Genomic DNA, 15,789 nt, shown 5'->3' on the forward strand with positions numbered 1-15,789 from the left:
ACCTACTTCTTAACCCTACGCAAAATATCTTCTGCAGATAATTTTTCCTGTTCGCCGCTTTGCATATCTTTAAAGGTAAGCAAACCACTCTGCATCTCGTCGCTGCCAATAAGTACGGTGTACGGAATTTGCTTGTTATTGGCATACTCCATTTGCTTTTTAATTTTGGCGCCCGCAGGGTAAAGCTCGGCATTGGTATTTTGGTTGCGCAGGCTTTGCAGTAATGGCAAGCCATACTTTTCGCCTTGCTCGTCAAAACAGCAAATAAGCACTTGGGTACTTTGTTCTGCCGATTGCGGGAACAGGTTTAGCTCTTCCAACACATCATAGATCCTATCGGCACCAAAAGAGATGCCCGCCCCGGTAAGTCCCTTTAAGCCAAACATCCCGGTAAGATCGTCATAACGGCCACCGCCGCCTATGCTTCCCATGGCAACCTCGTTGGTTTTCACCTCGAAGATGGCACCGGTATAATAGTTTAATCCACGGGCAAGGGTAATATCCAGTTCCAGCTTAGCGGTTAATGGCTTACATGCGGCAACGTAATCAAACACGGTTTGTATCTCGTCGCAACCTTTAAGGCCTGTTTCTGATGATTGTAAGGCTGTGCGTAGGCTTGCTAATTTCTCATCGTTGCTGCCTTCTAATAGTATAATAGGTTTTATGGTATCAATATCTACCTGACTGAAGCCACGTTCCAAAAGTTCTTTTACAACGCCGTCAAACCCAATTTTATCAAGCTTATCAATAGCCACGGTCATGTCTATAATGCTGTCGTGCTTATCAATAACCTGCGCAATCCCCGACAGGATCTTGCGGTTGTTTATTTTAATGCTGAAATCTTTTAAACCAAGCAGGCTTAAGGCTTCATCATAGATCATAATAAACTCCGCCTCGTTTAATAACGACGGTGAGCCTACAACATCCGCATCGCACTGATAAAACTCGCGGTAGCGGCCTTTTTGTGGCCTATCGGCACGCCATACCGGCTGCACCTGGAAACGCTTGAACGGAAAGGTTATCTCATTCTGATGCTGTACCACGTAACGTGCGAAAGGCACGGTAAGATCATAACGAAGGGCTTTTTCGGATATTGAAGCTGTTGCCTGGTTCGAGTTACGAGTGGCAAGAGCTTGTTCATCAGCCTTAGCTAAAAAATCGCCGCTATTTAATATTTTAAATATCAGCTTATCACCCTCATCACCATATTTGCCTGTAAGGGTGCTCAGGTTTTCCATCGAAGGGGTTTCTATCTGCTGGTAACCGTACTTACGAAATACGCTTTTTATAGTATCGAAAATAAAGTTACGCTTTGCCATTTCGGCGGGAGAAAAATCGCGGGTCCCCTTTGGTACAGATGGTTTGATGGATGCCATGCGGCAAAGGTACAAAAAAGGAGGCCTCACCCAAACCCCATAGAAAGGAGAAGGCTAAGTAAGCACTTAGTGAAATATGCCGCTGCAAGAGTTTACTCACCCGGTCATTGCTTCGCTCGACCACCCTCTCTTCGCCTTCGGCGGAAAGAGGGTTTAACTTTTATCCTCCTCTCCTTTGGAGAGGGCCGGGAGAGGCCATAAAAAAGAAAAGCCCCCCGATGCGTCGGGGGGCTTTTTCCTGATTAACTATTAACTTGTCTTAGTATTAATTAGTGGCTTGTTTTGCCTGGTTTTTCATGGCTTCGTTTGCAACAATAACAATTTCAACCCTGCGGTTTTGGGCACGGCCATCAACAGTATTGTTATCGCCAATTGGTTCGCTTTCGCCTTTACCGCTTGTGCTTAAACGTGAGTTAGTTACGTTGTTTGCTGCAATGTATGATTTTACAGATTCGGCCCTGCGTACACTTAAGTTTTGGTTATACTCGTCGGTACCGGTAGCATCGGTATGGCCCACAATAAGAATGTTGGTTTGCGGGTTGTTTTGTAATGATGTAGCCAGGTTAGCCAGGTTTGTACGTGCAGCCGGCTTTAACTCTGATGAGTTGGTATCAAACAGGATACCCGAATCAAATTTCACTAAAATACCTTCGCCTTCGCGGGTTACAGTTGCACCCGGTACAGTGTTTTTAATTTCGGCAGCCTGCCTGTCCATATTACGGCCAATAAATGCACCTGCGGTACCACCAACGGCACCACCAATAATTGCACCCAATGCGGTATTACCTGCGGCCTTACCAATAAAAGCACCAATGGTTCCACCGGCACCCGCGCCAATTGCGGCACCTTTTTGGGTTTTGGTAAGAGAATCACAGCCCGAAGCTAATATGCCTAACGAAGCCAATGCTATACTGTATGTAGCGATCTTTAATTTTAATGTTTTCATCTTGAATTGTGTGTGTATTTAAATAGGTTATTTGCAAAGCGGATGCCAAAAACCAAAACTGCATATTATTACGCCAATCTCACTATTTTGAAAATAAACCCTTACTATAACAACATATTTTTAAGAGTTGAGAAAATAACATCATTTATAGCATAATATCTAAAATAATATGCTGTGCAACGCTGCCTTTTTTTTAGTACAACGTTTAGTTACCCGGTGATTTACCGGTAACTTTTGAAGGGAATGTTAAGGTGAATTTGCTGCCAACGCCATGGTTGGAGTTTACGGTTATACCAATATGATGAAACGTGGCGATAGACTTTACAATGGGTAGCCCAAGGCCAAAGCTATCCTGCGACAGCGATTGCTTCATTTTTTTAAACCGATTAAATATATAAGGCATTTCCTCATCGGCTATGCCAATGCCCGTATCTGCAACGCTTATGGTGTAATTGCCTTTATCCCACTGCGCGGTTATGGTTATTTCGCCATTGGGCTTGTTATATTTTATAGCGTTATTAACCAAATTGAACAGCAGGTTAAACAGCAGGAACTTGTTTACACCCAAAAGTTCTGCATCATCAATTATATTGGTATTAAGGCTGATGTTTTTGTCCTGCAAACGAATAGAGATCTCCTCATTAACATCTTCTATTAATTCCCTTGCCGTTATCTTATCCTCTTTCAGAAACTGGTCGTTCTCTATCTGCGATATCAGTAATAGCGTTTTGGTGATGCTCTTTAAACGGTTCAGTATCTTCTGCATCTCCATCAGGCGCAGTTTTAGTTCGTCGGCAACATCATCCTGCTCAAACATGTTCTCTATTTTAGATTGAAGGATAGAGATAGGGGTCATCAATTCATGCGATGCATTGGATATAAACTCGCGCTCTTTTTGAAAAGCCGTTTCTATGGTTTCAACCATCCGGTGAATACTCAGGTCGAGCTGCTGAAAATCTACCGTACTTGTCTTAACTTCTTTGTACACCGTAAACTTCGGGAACTTATTGCCGATTAATTTGGTGCGGATAATGATACTTAGCGGGCGGAGGATGTATGTAGAAAAGATTTGATCGGCAAGAATGGTCAACAATATCATCCCCAGCAGGATCTGGAAGGCAATGTTTTGTAGTGGGCCCGTTGTTTCGCCAATGCTTTCGGTGCTTTTACCTACCTCCAGCAGGTAGTTTCGTGTACCTACCTTAAACGTGTGGCTAAGTATCCTGTAATCAATGGTATCACGCTCTACGAGGCGTTGTTCATCTTTAATGGTATCTAAGAAGTATGATGGATCAACCTCGTCAAGGCTTATATATTCCTCCTTTAATGGCAGGTAGCTACCATAATTTTCGCCGTCTTCAATATAAAACTTAATGCCATTTTCCTTTACCCGCTCTAAAAACTTGTCTTTTTGTTTAATCAGGCGGCTATCGGTATAGCTTTGATTGATGTTTTCGATAATGTTGGGCAGGAGCAATATAAACAGGGTTACGATAACCAGTTTAGATATCGCATTAAACAGCGTTAGTTTGGTCCTAAGTTTCAAATATCTAAACGTTTGTTTTTATCCTATAGCCCAGGCCGCGCACGGTTTCCAGCCATTCGGCAGGGGCAAAGGCACTTAATTTTTTCCGGATGTTTTTGATATGGGCGTCAATAAAGTTAGAGTCGTAATCGTCATTAATAAGGCTGCCCCAAATATGTTCGCTTAGCTGTGCGCGTGTAAGCGTGCGGTTTTTGTGCAACAGCATATAAGCTATCAGGTCAAATTCTTTTTTGGTGATAGTATTTACCGGGTTTACATGATACATGATAGTACGGTCGGTAATGTTCACCAAAAAGCCATCAAGGTCAATAATATTTTGCACCACCCCAAATTTCCTGCGAATGATGGCCTGCATACGGCTTTGCAACTCCAGCAACGAGAATGGTTTGGCCAGGTAATCATCGGCACCAAGGTCGAGGCCTTTTACTCTGTCGCTAACCTCGGCACGGGCGGTAAGGATGATGCAGGCAACTTCGGGGTTGGCTTTTTTAGCTTCCTTCAACAGGTCGAGGCCGTCATAATCGGGCAGGCCAAGGTCAAGCAATATAAAGTCGTACAGGTTTACGGCAAGTTTTTCTGATGCGGTTGCGCCGTTATAACATATCTCGCAGATGTAGTTATTTTTTACCAGGAAAAGTTCCAGTTCGTGGGCAAGCGCCTTTTCGTCCTCTACAATAAGTATATTCATCTTAATAAAAGACGTAATAAAAGGTGAAATTAAAAAATGATTCGCGCCTGTTCTTTAACGCCCCCTCCACATTTACCGGTATAGAGTATTTGTATGACGCTTCGAGCGTGTAGTGTGGCATGTTATAAGCCAGCGGGATTTTAAAGCTGTAGTTAAGCATGTTAAACTTAGCATTTGCACGGGCACGGCGGCCGTTCTCGTTTTGCAGGGCTATGTTATCTATCTCGGGGCGAAACTGGTGATCTAATGCGTAACGCTGCACAAAATTTTGCGTACCGAAAATGAGGTTTACCGATGGGTTGATGGAAAGGTAATCCTGATCGTTAAAAATATTAAAGCTGCTCTCAAAATATTTTGAGTTGCTGATGGTGGTAAAAATATCGTATGATTTGCCGAAAAGGTAATCTACTGTAGCGCTGGTTTTAAGGTATTTCCAGTCGTAGGTATTTTTCCAGTTGATATCATTTGATGCGGATGATTTAATGATGTTGGCTTCCTTATTAAATATAAAGCGTGTGTAACTTACCGTACCGGTAAACTTTTTAGATAAGCGGTAGTAATAACCGCCGCCAAGGTCTATCTCATCAACCAGCGGCTTGTAGCCCAAAACTTTTAGTGCCGAGCCGTAAATAAAAAAGCCCGGTTTAGTGTTAAAAATCACATCCGTTGTCATGAACGGGTATTTGATAGGCCCGGTACGGCCAAAAAACAGCGCATCGCTGCCATAAGTTATACCTGCCGATACCGAGTTTTTGCGCACAACGGAGTCTGTATCTGTTACGGCATGGGTATACCTAAATACGGTTAAATCCGGCTTAAGGGAAGCCGCATTTACTGCATTGCATATCATTATAAATATCAGGGCGCTAAGGTATCTCATTAGTCGTTTCTCCTTGGTATTTCTGGTGGGCGCTCTAAACCTTCGGGCCTGCGTTGCCGTTTAGGTTTAACTTTTGCCGGGTCAACTGCTTCTATTTTTTCTGGCTTCGGCATTTTTTTAGCCTTGGCAATCTCCTTAATTTTCTTCTTATCCTCTTCAGATGGGTGTTGCTTACCTTTTGTTACAGTTGTATCACGTTGTTGTAACGCAAAATTGGCGTTAAATGATACATTGTAAAACGCGGATAATGAGTTGCCGCTACAAGCTGAATTGTTTTTAGCGTATGACAAGCGTGGCGCGAATATCATTAAGAGTACAATATACAGAAACCACTTCGTCATTTTTGGAGAAAAGAAACCGCTGAAAGCTTGCAAAGATATGCGGGTAGCATATACTTGCATTCATTTAAAAATAAATTGGTGTAAAGTGCGCAATATATTGGGGGCTTTATCCCTGTTAAATGGCGCGGTAACATTATAATAGGTTATGGCTAATATAAGCAAAAGCTTACATCATTGTATTAATATCTTTTGAAGTATAAACACGGGCCTGGTCGTCAACTATAATGCAGGCTATTTGGTTTAGCTTATTTATTAAGTATAATCCGCTGTTTATGCCCATGGCAGTAACCGGGTTTGCCATGGCATTGGCCATTTCGGCAGTAGGGGTAATAATGCTTACACTCTTAATTTTGCTGATTGGAAAACCATTCGCGGGGTTTATATCGGCAGATCTTTTATGGCTGGTATGTTTATCGGTATTGTAAGAAGTAACTACTGCCATATCGCTTATATTTATATGAGCGTAAGGCTGGTTGGCCAGCAATGGTTCGGCAGCTGCGATGGTCCAGGGGGTATTATCGGGCTGTAAACCCCAGGTAAGCAAATCGCCGCCTGCATTAATAACGCCGCTGCTAACACCCTCCATTTGCAATATGTATTTTGCCCTATCGGCAGCATAGCCACGGCTAACGGCCCCGAAACCAATGCGCATACCTTTGTTTTTAAGAAACACGGTTTGCGCGGATTGATCTAAAACAATGTTTGTATAGTTGGTTGAACTAATTCTCTTTTTTAATGGTTTAACGGCAACGGTTCCGGCATCAGCGCTATAGTCAAGGCTTATGGTGCTTGCTGTAGCATAGGTTATATCAAAAGTGCCATAAGTAAGCGCCGAAATTTGCATGGCCCTGTCAATCAAACGGAAAACCTCCGCATCAACACGCACCGGTTCAATACCCGCGTTGCGGTTTATCTGGTTTAGTATGCTGTCTTCAGGGAAGGCGCTAAGTAATTTCTCTATCCGGCTTATTTCAGCAAAGGCGCTGTCTATACGTTCAAGTGCCGAAATGGTATTGGTAGCTACCACGCTTATTTCGAACCTGTTGCCTATTAAGCGCGCTTCGCGGCTGATAATGGTTGATGCGCCTGTTAAATTTTTTACTGCCAGCATAAATATTAGCGTTACGTACAGTTAAACTTTGTGTATCCATTCATTACGTAACGTAACGACCGAATGCAACTCATAAACGCTAAATTAGTTGGCCATTATGAAAATGACATGAAAACCCATTTTTCACAAATAAAAAAAGCACCGTAAAGGTGCTTTCAATTTTATAATTATAATAATATTAAGCTGCAGTACCTTCTTTTAAGCGCTCGGCATTTTCGGCAAACTGCAGGGCTTCCATTATTTCCTGAAGGTCGCCGTTCATAACGCCTGTCAGGTTGTAAATGGTTAGCCCAATGCGGTGTTCGGTTAAGCGGCCTTGCGGGTAATTGTAAGTACGTACCTTTGCGCTCCTGTCACCTGTAGCAACCATAGTTTTACGCTTTTTAGAAGTTTCTTCGAGATGTTTTTGCAATTCCATCTCGTAAACGCGCGAACGTAATACCTGTAATGCTTTATCGTAGTTCTTCAACTGCGATTTTTGATCCTGGCATTGTGCCACAATACCTGTAGGTATGTGGGTTAAACGCACGGCAGAATACGTAGTATTTACGGATTGCCCACCCGGACCAGACGCACAGAAAAGATCCTTACGGATATCGCTCACCTGCAGGTCAATGTCAAACTCGTCAACCTCGGGCAGTACTACTACAGATGCGGCTGATGTATGCACACGGCCCTGTGTTTCGGTATCGGGCACGCGCTGCACACGGTGTACACCACTTTCATATTTGAAGTTACCGTAAGCATCTTCGGCGTTCACGTTGAAAACTATCTCTTTGTAACCACCGGCAGTACCCTCGGTGTAATCAACCAATTCGGTTTTCCAGCCACGGCGCTCGCAGTAACGCATGTACATACGGTAAAGGTCGCCTGCAAAAAGAGCGGCTTCGTCTCCGCCTGTACCACCACGGATCTCTACGATAGCATTTTTAGAGTCCTCCGGATCTTTTGGTATCAACATCAAACGGATGGCTTCTTCCATCTCATCCTGCTTGATCAACAACTCATCCAGCTCGGTTTTAGCCATCTCGCGAAACTCTTCGTCCTTTTCGGTAGCTAAAATTTCTTTGTTGCTTTCAATGTTGCTCATAACATTTTTGTAAATGTTGTACTGGTCAACAATCTTAGCAAGGTCTTTATATTCCTTATTCAACTGGGCAAAACGCTTCATATCAGCCATAGCTTCAGGGCTGCTTAATTCGCCTTCTACATTTTTCCAGCGTTGGTATATTAACTCTAATTTTTCTAACATCTTCTTTATTGAAAATCAATTGCAGTGATACACTGCAAAAAACATGCAAAAATACGCATTTATCAGCACATTATAAATTCAGGCTATTGTAAAGAGATAAAGCCTCGCCCCGGCCCTCTCCAAAGGAGAGGGAACTAAATGCCCGACATGCTTTTTAAGCCATCTCCTTTGGCGAGGGTTTGGGTGAGGCCTCAAACCATTTTAATTTCAGATCAACCCCGTCAAATACCGCGTAGGTGTTATAATTTACCCATTCGCCAAGGTTAACGTAGCGGCTGTTATCGGGCAGCGATATATCTAATGGAAGGTGCCTGTGCCCGAAAATAAAATAATTAAAATGGCGGTTTTTTAACACTTCGAGCGAGTACGACTCCAGCCACTCCTGCTGGTGCTGCACTTTTTCCGCGTCATTAGCCCCTGCAATACGGCTTTGCCTCGACCACGCATTGGCGATGCCAACACCCAGGTTGGGGTGCAACCTTGCAAAAAGCCATTGACAAACTTTGCTGCGAAAAAACTTTTTCAAAAACTTATAAAACCTATCTCCGGGGCCAAGGCCATCGCCATGGTGCAGGTAAAATTTTTTGCCTCCCCGCTCAATTTCCAGCTCATTGGTTATAATGGTTGCGCCAAATTCCTGTACAAAATAATCAAACATCCACATATCGTGGTTGCCTTTAAACAGGTAAAGCTTTACGCCTGCATCGGTTAATTGGGCAAGCTTGCCTAAAAAGCGGATATAACCTTTTGGCACCACCGTTTTGTATTCAAACCAAAAATCAAACACATCGCCCATTAAAAACAATTCGGCAACATCATCCCTGATCGTATCCAGCCAGCGGATAATACGGTCTTCCCGTTCGCGCGATGAGGCGTAACTATTAGCACCTAAATGAAAATCGGAAGCGAAGTATAAATTTTTACCCGTTGGCATATTGTTTCAAAAGTACGGGAATATTCGGCAGATGGCAAATGGGTGAAGCAAGCTTACTGTTTGTCAGCCTGAGCATGTCGAAGACCTGTACACTATCACCAATCTACTAATGGTTCGACAAGCTCACCATAAACTGTGTTTAAATCACTAATTGTTATAAACTCGCGTTCTCGGGCGGCATGTATTGCAGGCGGCGGGCAAAGTAAATATCCCAGCTGCGCTGTTGCTGCTTATCTGCCATGTGCCGGGTGTCCTCGTCATAGTCAATATTTAGTTGCTTATACTTGGCATCTATCCGGTTAAAAAGGTTCATAGCTTCGTATTGATAGTTCGCCGTAAACCGGGTCCTGTTAATTGCCCTTAATACTTCTTGCTGTTCTAAATAAGCAATAGTGTAATGTCCCTGCTCGTGCTTTAATATTTCGGCAAGCTGCTCATTACTGCTTATCATGGAATGGTCTATCCATGATTTATAATTATTCATGTACAGGCGCACACTGGCGTGCAGAATGTAATTACCATCGTTACGGCTGGCCTGATATTTAAAATCGATAGTGCAGTTGGTATACGCTACAACACCTCTGCCATTTGGCCGGGGCACACCCTGAAAGTCATTTGCCGTTAAAAAACGGTGCGGCTGCGCCACTGCCGGGGTAAACAAAATACATAGCAAGCCTATGGCGCAAACCGCGCGTAAATATTTGAATATCATATAATGCCAATGGTAAAGTGAAACTTTACTTTTTGACTTTATCTGACTGTAAAAGGTTTAAGGCCATCATTTCTTTCATGGTTTGCTGCATACCATCGGTAGATCCATCCAGGAATATAACGTTGCCGTTTGAATTTTCGGCGAAGTGCTTGATAGATTCTGTCCACATGGTGAAGAGGATGACCGAGGTATCCATATTGGCTTCCTGCATTTCTTTTGCAGCGACCGTCATACCCTTGGCTACTTCCTCGCGGAATAACGCAATACCCTGGCCGCGTAGCTGTGCTGCCTGGCGCTCGGCCTCGGCAGAAATTTTGATGGCGTTACCCTCTGCCTCGGCAGCTTTGGTTTTGGTGATCAAAAGTGCCTGACCTTCATTCTCGGCAGCAGCCTTCAGGTTGTTTGATGCCACCACCTGGCTCATCGATTTCATGATGATGTCGTCGAAAGTAATATCATTCAGTTGGAGATCTTGCAAGTGGTAACCCCAACCCTCAAGAATAGTATCTAATTGCTCTTTTACGTGTTCCACAATATCGCGGCGCAATATCAGCACCTCGCTTTGGCGTTTGGTAGCAACGAACGCGCGGATAGACCCCTCTACCGTACGGATCAAGGCCTGCATCAGGTTACGCTCATCCACAAATTTAAATGCTACGTTTTTGATGCTTTCTTCGGACTGATCGAGCACCGAGTAAAGCAGCATTGCTTTGAAATATACATTGGCCTGGTCGTAAGTTACGGCCTGGAACTCCAGTTCTACTGAGCGGTTCTGGATGGATATTTTGGAGTAGATCTGCTCTATGAGCGGGATCTTAAAATTTAAACCAGGGGTAAGTATACGGCGGTATTTTCCGAATACGGTTACCACCGCGATGGTACCCTGCCTTACGGTTACAAATGATGATAGTACAACGATGATAAGGAAGAAAATAACCAAGTAGGTTACAATTGATATTGCTGTCATTTAGGCTTTATATTTTTAATAAATATAGGCTTAATAACAATAGGTGCAAGTAGTTCGTTAATTTATGAAGATGGGGCGTACCTACGGCACGCAGCATTTGATCAAAAAATACTACAAAGCGGTAGTGCCTGACGGCACATAAAATGCATTACGTGAATTTCCTATTAGGATTATATTTAACAGCGCATGGACTTACAAAGGCCTATTTTAAAACAGTTACCGCTCTAAACGATGTGTCAGCTATCACTTAAACATGAAACATGCCCCATCGGGGCTACCGCTTTGTAGATAACAGAAGTTCTTTTTTGCTCCGTAGGAGCTACCCATTAGCCGTTTACTCCGCCGTCCAAACCGCATCCACAAACCAGTTTTTGTTGTCAAAAAACTGGTTTAATGGCTTAAAGCCTGATAATGCCGCCATCTCATTTACCTGCTCTACAGCATACTTTTGAGAGATCTCCATGTAAATGTACTCGTCTTTCAAAAACGTTATGGTTTCTTCGCCGATCTTCACCTTTTGGTCGGCTAGGCTTATGAGGTAACTTTTGCATGAGCCGGTCTCCGGGTCGTAAGTAGCGTAGTGGTCAAACTGGCGGGTGTTAAAGTCGGCGCCGAGTTCACGGTTCATGCGCTCCAATAGGTTTATGTTAAAACGTTTGGTGATCCCTTTGCTATCGTTGTATGCAGCTAAAACGGTAGCCGGGTTTTTCTTCAGGTCTACACCTATCAGCAGCATATCACCTTTAGATAAATTGTTGCGCAACTCCTTACAAAAGGCCTGGGCATCTGCCACCGGCATATTGCCAATGTTCGATCCAAGGAACATCACCACCTTGCGCTTATCAGATATGGCGGCGGCTTTTTTCAGCATATCAAAATACTCGCCGTTAAGCCCTTGTATTCTTATCCCCGGCAGGGTTACCGGTAAGGTGATGTTAAGGTATGATATTACATTTTCAGATATATCTATCGGCAGATATTTAAAATCTGCTTTATTATCTATCAGGTATTTTAACAACTGCGTGGATTTTGTGGCATCGCCCGCTCCAAGCTCTATCAGGTCAAAGGCATCTCCATCAGCAATCAGCGCCTTGCAAAGCTCGGCAGTTTGCGCGGTAAAGATCTCCATTTCGCAGTTGGTGGGGTAGTATTCTTCACAGCCCATCAACTCCTGGAATATCTTATCGCCATGGGCGTCATAAAAATATTTGGAATCGAGGCGTTTTGGCGTGGATGTTAAACCGGCAATAACGTCCTTGTAGAACTGGTCGTCGGTGAGGGCGTTATTTTTTTGTTCGGTTGCTGGGCTGGTAGATGCCATAAGTATTGTTGATGATGTTGTATTAATTATTTTGCCAAACGGATGCCTGTAAATTGCCAGCGCAGTTCGGGTTGAAAGAAATTACGATAAGTAATACGGCTGTGGTTTGGCGAAGTAACTTCTGATGCGCCGCGCAGTACCTTTTGCCCTACCATAAACTTACCATTGTATTCGCCAATGGCGCCGGGAGCTTTAGCAAAACCGGGATAAGGCAGATAAGAGCTTTCTGTCCATTCCCAGCGCAGCCCCCAAGTAAATTGCTTAGCCGCAGCTTCCCACTCAAATTCCGTTGGCAGGCGCATGCCTTTCCATGACGCGTAGGCGTAAGCTTCGTAGTAGCTGATGTGGGTAACCGCATCGTGCATGTGCACGGGTTGCAAACCGTGATAGGTATAATTATGCCATTGCCCGTTAATATTATGCCAGTACATTGGCGCTTCGGCTTTATTGGTGTTCACCCAATCCCAGCCCGCAGCATGCCAGTGGCGGAAATCATGATACCCGCCGGCATTCATAAACTCCAGATACTCCTCGTTAGTTACCAGATCCTGACTTATCTCAAAAGCATTCAGGTAAACCTTATGGCGGTTCAATTCATTATCGAACGAAAAACCTTCACCCTTAAAACCTATCTCATACACGCCCACTTCTAATTTAATAAAAGGCGAGCCTGTTTTTTCTGATCGGGGGGAAACGTAACTATGCGAATATGCAGGGAACAGCGGATTATTCCCCAGTATGAATTTTATATCCGTTAGTAACAATTCCTGGTGCTGCTCCTCGTGGTTAAAGCCGAGGATGAGTAATTCTTTAACATCATCGCTTACATCGCCGCAGGCCAAAAAGTTATACATGGCGTCATCCACATACTTGCGGTAGCGCTTAACATCAATAACCGTTGGGCGGCTTAAGTTACCCCTGTCTGTACGTATAACGCGGTTACCCACCGTTTCATAATAGCTGTTAAAAACATAATTGTAGTTAGGATCAAATTCCTGGTATTCGGCAAAGTAGGGCTTCAGAATAAAAGTTTCGAAAAACCAGGTGGTGTGCCCAATATGCCATTTAGGCGGACTGACATCAACCACAGGTTGTACAACGTAATCTTCGGTTTGAAGGGGCTCGCAAATGGCTTCGGTACGCTGGCGTACTTTCTGGTAACAGTCGGCTAAATCAATCATATTACTTACTATCTAAAAACCTTTTAAGGTCCGAAATTGTTTTGATGTGCAGTTCATTTGCCTGCCCCCGGCGCATCATTAATGCATACGCATTATTAAACCCAATTGGCTTTAGCCATTTTATTTGATAACGTTTTTTAAACTCCTGCTGCACGTAATTATAGGTACTATCTTTACTTACCTGCAACCGTGTTACCATTTGTGACGAGGCCTGTAAAATTGCAAGCAGGCCAGTGCCGGTATACTCGGGGTACATGTCTATCTGGTCGTTCGTCATGGCGTCGAAAACTATTTTGGTACCGCCGAGGCCGGTTTTGGTGGCAACATTATAATTAGTATAGCCTTTGATAAGCATGGTGTACATGCTGGCTAAAATGTATTGTTCACCAAATATTTTTGACCCGATACGCACGACACCCTCGTTACCTCCCCGCGCGAGCTTGTATAATTTCTTTGCCACCAAAAAATCTTTTGCCACACGCTCGGGCGTTTGGTGAAGATAGTCGGTACGGTAATTTAATTCCGTCATTACCGAGTCAGTAATTGTACCTGCCAGTAAATTCAGCGTTTTTTCCAGTTCGGGAAACTTTCTTAATGCATCTTCACGAACAATTGGCGCGGCGTAATATGGCGGGAAGATCTTTTTATCATCATCCAAAACCACCAGGTCGTACGCTTTTAGGCGGCCATCGGTACTGTAGCCGCTTATTACATCCAGTTCCTTTTCCTGGGCTGCCTTATACATCACCGCATCATTAATTACAATGGTGTGGATCTTTAATCCGTACTTGCTTACCAGGCCGAGGTTGCCATCCTGCCGGCCCATAAACTCTGGCGTAAAACCTGCCGTAAGTTTACTACCATAGGCCGATGGGATAAAGTACAGGCAGGATAGTAAAATCAATAACACCGGCGCGATCCTTACCACACCTCTTATCTTTTTAAAATTCAGCTTTTGTAATAGCGACAACAGAAAATCGAACAGAATGGCCAGTACAGCCGCCGGGATAGCCCCTGCCAATATCATATTAGTGTTATTGAGCGAAATGCCCCCAAATATGAACTCGCCTAATCCGCCAGCGGCAATGTAGGATGCCAGTGTTGCCACACCAACGTTGATAACCGTAGCAGTGCGGATGCCCGCCAATATCACCGGCATAGCTAAGGATAGTTCCACCTTGAAAAGCACCTGCCATTTGCTCATGCCCATGGCAACGGCCGCTTCTTTAACAGTCGCGTCGACCCCGGTGATTCCAGTATAGGTGTTGCGGATGATAGGCAACAAAGCATAAAGCAGCAGCGCCACAATGGCGGGCTTAGCGCCTATGCCTAAAACAGGTATCATGAAACCAAGCAGGGCAATGCTGGGAATAGTTTGCAGGATGCCCGCTATACCCAGCACCAAGCCCGAGAGTTGCTTTTTACGGGTGATGTAAATGCCCAAAGGCAAACCTATCAGTACAGCAATAAACAGTGATATAAATGTAAGCCCGATATGCTGCATGGTTTGCACGCCAAGCTTATCCACCTGCTGCTGCATAAATTCCCACAAAGTTTGCTGATGCTCATTCATGGGGCAGGCGGTTTTTATAGTTCGAAAATGCCGACATCAACTGGTCAAACGTTACCGACTTTATTTCTTTGTTTTCCTGGTTGAGGATGTTCAGGTTCTCGCGGGGATAAAACTTAAAGTTTTCCAACGCTACCCAAACTCCCGCCTGGGCGGATAATAATGAGGTGTTTATCTTTTTGCCGTTGTTCGGCAGGTACTCCCAAATATCACTCAGCTTGATGGTTTTAAACTCCAGTTGCAGGTGTTGTTCTTTCAGGAAATCGTTCACAAGATCATTCGCGGGTTTAAACAGCAGATCGTTAGGTGAGCCTATTTGTACAATTTTACCTTTGTCCATCAGGGCAATACGATCGCCCAGTTCAAAGGCTTCCTGTACATCGTGTGTTACCATAATAATGGTTTTGCGTTTCAACTCGTCCAAAGCCAAAAATTCATCATGTATTTTTGACCGGGTAACATTATCCAGCGCGCCGAAGGGTTCGTCCATCAGTAACACGGGCGGGTCTGCAACCAATGCCCTTGCCAGGCCAATGCGCTGCTGCTGCCCACCGCTCAATTCATTAGGGTAAACGTTGAGGTAGTTTTTATCGAGGTGGAGCTTTTCCAGTAATTCCTCAACCCGCTTTTGGGTTTTGGTCTTGTCCCATTTAAGCAGGTTGGGCACTATGGCAATATTTTCAGCCACGGTATAGTGTGGGAACAAGCCGTTGTTTTGCAATACGTAACCAATGCCACGGCGCAGCAGTTCAGCCGGGTGCCCGAGGATGTTTTTACCGTCGATGGATATAGCTCCGCTGTCAGGTTCTATTAACCTGTTAAGCATTTTAAGGGTGGTAGTTTTGCCGCAACCGCTGGTACCTAAAAGCACCAAGTTCTCCCCCTCGTTCACCTCAAAAGAAATATCATTAACAGCTTTTGTTGCACCGAAGGTTTTTACAAGATGCTCAACTTTTATCATCGG

General features: G+C 44.1%; 15 protein-coding genes. All 15 read right to left on the reverse strand.

The features are described from left to right. Positions 1-2: 2 nt before the first annotated feature. Positions 3-1,376, reverse strand: coding sequence for a histidine--tRNA ligase (hisS, locus tag ACFQZI_RS15550; protein WP_377144037.1), 1,374 nt, complete (start codon positions 1,374-1,376; stop codon positions 3-5). 265 nt (positions 1,377-1,641) lie between these two features. Beyond that, positions 1,642-2,322: an OmpA family protein gene (locus ACFQZI_RS15555; RefSeq protein ID WP_377144039.1), complete on the reverse strand. Its 681-nt coding sequence runs from the start codon at positions 2,320-2,322 to the stop codon at positions 1,642-1,644. Between the two features lie 205 nt (positions 2,323-2,527). Continuing rightward, positions 2,528-3,868: a sensor histidine kinase gene (locus ACFQZI_RS15560; protein ID WP_377144040.1), complete on the reverse strand. Its 1,341-nt coding sequence runs from the start codon at positions 3,866-3,868 to the stop codon at positions 2,528-2,530. A 4-nt stretch (positions 3,869-3,872) separates the two neighbouring features. After that, entirely contained in the window at positions 3,873-4,556 is a 684-nt protein-coding gene (locus ACFQZI_RS15565) for a response regulator transcription factor (RefSeq protein ID WP_377144042.1), read from the reverse strand. A 1-nt stretch (position 4,557) separates the two neighbouring features. Continuing rightward, complete coding sequence (locus ACFQZI_RS15570; RefSeq protein ID WP_377144044.1) at positions 4,558-5,436, reverse strand: hypothetical protein; 879 nt, start codon at positions 5,434-5,436, stop codon at positions 4,558-4,560. Beyond that, a complete protein-coding gene (locus ACFQZI_RS15575) occupies positions 5,436-5,777 on the reverse strand; it encodes a hypothetical protein (protein WP_377144046.1) in 342 nt (113 codons plus the stop codon). The genes ACFQZI_RS15570 and ACFQZI_RS15575 overlap by 1 nt, the downstream gene beginning before the upstream one ends. A gap of 166 nt (positions 5,778-5,943) precedes the next feature. Next, a complete protein-coding gene (locus ACFQZI_RS15580) occupies positions 5,944-6,888 on the reverse strand; it encodes an FAD:protein FMN transferase (RefSeq protein WP_377144047.1) in 945 nt (314 codons plus the stop codon). Positions 6,889-7,066: 178 nt separating this feature from the next. Further along, on the reverse strand, positions 7,067-8,140 hold the full coding sequence (prfA, locus tag ACFQZI_RS15585) for a peptide chain release factor 1 (protein WP_377144048.1): 1,074 nt from the start codon (positions 8,138-8,140) through the stop codon (positions 7,067-7,069). Positions 8,141-8,294: 154 nt separating this feature from the next. Next, positions 8,295-9,074, reverse strand: a complete 780-nt coding sequence (locus ACFQZI_RS15590) for a UDP-2,3-diacylglucosamine diphosphatase (protein ID WP_377144050.1) — start codon at positions 9,072-9,074, stop codon at positions 8,295-8,297. Between the two features lie 154 nt (positions 9,075-9,228). Then, positions 9,229-9,786, reverse strand: a complete 558-nt coding sequence (locus ACFQZI_RS15595; RefSeq protein WP_377144052.1) for a DUF922 domain-containing protein — start codon at positions 9,784-9,786, stop codon at positions 9,229-9,231. 25 nt (positions 9,787-9,811) lie between these two features. After that, positions 9,812-10,753, reverse strand: a complete 942-nt coding sequence (locus ACFQZI_RS15600; protein ID WP_377144054.1) for an SPFH domain-containing protein — start codon at positions 10,751-10,753, stop codon at positions 9,812-9,814. A 334-nt stretch (positions 10,754-11,087) separates the two neighbouring features. Beyond that, the gene (locus tag ACFQZI_RS15605; protein WP_377144055.1) at positions 11,088-12,074 is read right to left on the reverse strand and encodes an L-histidine N(alpha)-methyltransferase; all 987 of its coding nucleotides are present in this window, start codon (positions 12,072-12,074) and stop codon (positions 11,088-11,090) included. A gap of 26 nt (positions 12,075-12,100) precedes the next feature. Then, on the reverse strand, positions 12,101-13,252 hold the full coding sequence (gene egtB / locus ACFQZI_RS15610) for an ergothioneine biosynthesis protein EgtB (RefSeq protein ID WP_377144948.1): 1,152 nt from the start codon (positions 13,250-13,252) through the stop codon (positions 12,101-12,103). Positions 13,253-13,256: 4 nt separating this feature from the next. Further along, on the reverse strand, positions 13,257-14,828 hold the full coding sequence (locus tag ACFQZI_RS15615; protein WP_377144056.1) for an ABC transporter permease/substrate-binding protein: 1,572 nt from the start codon (positions 14,826-14,828) through the stop codon (positions 13,257-13,259). Then, complete coding sequence (locus ACFQZI_RS15620) at positions 14,821-15,786, reverse strand: ABC transporter ATP-binding protein (protein ID WP_377144058.1); 966 nt, start codon at positions 15,784-15,786, stop codon at positions 14,821-14,823. Before ACFQZI_RS15620 ends, ACFQZI_RS15615 begins: the two co-directional genes overlap by 8 nt. Positions 15,787-15,789 lie beyond the last annotated feature (3 nt).

The organism is Mucilaginibacter lutimaris (assembly GCF_042676625.1).
GTDB classification, from domain to species: Bacteria; Bacteroidota; Bacteroidia; order Sphingobacteriales; family Sphingobacteriaceae; genus Mucilaginibacter; species Mucilaginibacter lutimaris.